The organism is Mesorhizobium sp. M7A.F.Ca.CA.002.09.1.1 (assembly GCF_003998555.1).
Classification (GTDB): Bacteria; Pseudomonadota; Alphaproteobacteria; order Rhizobiales; family Rhizobiaceae; genus Mesorhizobium; species Mesorhizobium ciceri.
Genome location: NZ_RZRR01001112.1, coordinates 1 through 1,535 on the forward strand (window position 1 = coordinate 1; position 1,535 = coordinate 1,535).

The 1,535-nt window shown below is 63.2% G+C and carries 3 protein-coding genes; all 3 read right to left on the bottom strand.

The window, feature by feature from the left end; all coding sequences use genetic code 11:
* Positions 1-285: phosphotransferase (locus EN994_RS30795; RefSeq protein ID WP_164746390.1), on the bottom strand; the 285-nt coding region annotated here is incomplete at its 3' end.
* Between the two features lie 5 nt (positions 286-290).
* Positions 291-1,217 (bottom strand): GTPase Era, encoded by a 927-nt coding sequence (gene era, locus EN994_RS30800; RefSeq protein WP_013532583.1) that lies wholly within the window; start codon positions 1,215-1,217, stop codon positions 291-293.
* Positions 1,214-1,535, bottom strand: a 322-nt coding sequence (locus tag EN994_RS30805) for a putative dsRNA-binding protein (protein WP_245466131.1), incomplete at its 5' end; no start/stop codon positions are given. The genes era and EN994_RS30805, both read right to left, overlap by 4 nt.

Consider the following 1,535-nt stretch of genomic DNA (forward strand, 5'->3'; position numbering starts at 1 on the left):
GTGCCAGGGATAGCTTTCGGCCGGAACTCCCATCGCCAGCGGCACCGGGATCGGCAGCGGCAGCAGAGGTGCGAGCCTCGGCAGCCAGCGATGCTCCTTTTCCACCTGCAGGGAATAGGCCGCGGCGCTTGGCAGTCGCACGGTCATCTCGCCGCCCAGATGAAAGGTCCTGTTGTCCCATCCGCCTGATGCAACCGGCCTGACCGGAAGATCCTTCCACTTGGGAAATTGCGTGGCGATCAATCGGCTGACAAGCGTTATGTCGATGTTCGGCTTGCTGACCATCGAGCCTAGCGCGGAAACTCGAGCCCCATTTCGCGGTAGCGCTCGGGGTCGTCGCCCCAGTTCTCGCGCACCTTGACGAACAGGAACAGGTGCACCTTCTGTTCGAGGATGCCTGCTATCTCCATGCGCGCCGCCTGGCCGATGGCGCGGATGGTCTCGCCCTTGTGGCCGAGAACGATCTTCTTCTGGCTGTCGCGCTCGACATAGATGGTCTGGTCGATGCGCACCGAGCCGTCCGGCTTCTCTTCCCATTTCTCGGTCTCGATATGCGAGGAATAGGGCAATTCCTGATGCAGCCTGAGATAAAGCTTCTCGCGCGTGATCTCGGCCGCGAGCTGGCGCATCGGCAGGTCCGAGATCTGGTCTTCCGGATAGTACCGGGGACCGACCGGCAGAGACTCGGCCAGATAATCGAGCACGTCCTTGCAGCCGGAACCGGTCAGCGCCGACACCATGAAGGTGCGCTTGAACGGCACCCTTTCGTTCGCTGCCGCCGACAGAGCCAGCAGCGCTTCGTGCTTGACGCGGTCGACCTTGTTGAGGATCAGCACCATCGGCTGGCGCACATCCTTCAGCCGTTCGAGGATGGCGTCGGCGTCGCCCCTGATGCCGCGCTCGGCGTCGATCAGAAGCAGTACGATATCGGCGTCCTTGGCCCCACCCCAGGCGGTGGTCACCATCGCCGTGTCGAGCCTCCGCTTCGGCTTGAAGATGCCGGGCGTATCGACGAAAACGATTTGCGCATTGTCATGCGTGGCGATGCCGCGCACGATGGCGCGGGTCGTCTGCACCTTGTGGGTGACAATCGACACCTTGGCGCCGACCAATTGGTTGACCAAGGTCGACTTGCCCGCATTGGGCGCGCCGATCAGCGCGACAAAGCCGGAATGCGTGGCGGCGGCTGTGGTCGCCGGCTCTTCGGTAGCGGTCATGCCGCGCTCCCTTCACTGGAGGGCCGCGAGCCCCCCGATTTTTGGGCCGATGCGGCGGCCCAAACGCCTTCGCGCACAAGAAATGCCGAAGCCGCCGCTTCTTCGGCCGCCCTGCGCGAGCCGCCGGTGCCGCTTATCGGCGCAAAGCCGCGGACCTGCAAGGATACAGTGAAGACCGGCTGATGGTCGGGTCCCTCGCGCTTGTCGATCACATACTCGGGTCTGATATCGCTGGTCTTGGCAATCCATTCCTGCAGATCGGATTTCGGATTGAGCGGCTTTGCGATCACCGTATGCGAGCGCGGTTCCCAATAGCGC

Excerpts from the sequence above, each read along its gene's own strand:
- era (WP_013532583.1), bottom strand. The coding sequence starts at position 1,217 with ATGACCGCTACCGAAGAGCCGGCGACCACAGCCGCCGCCACGCATTCC.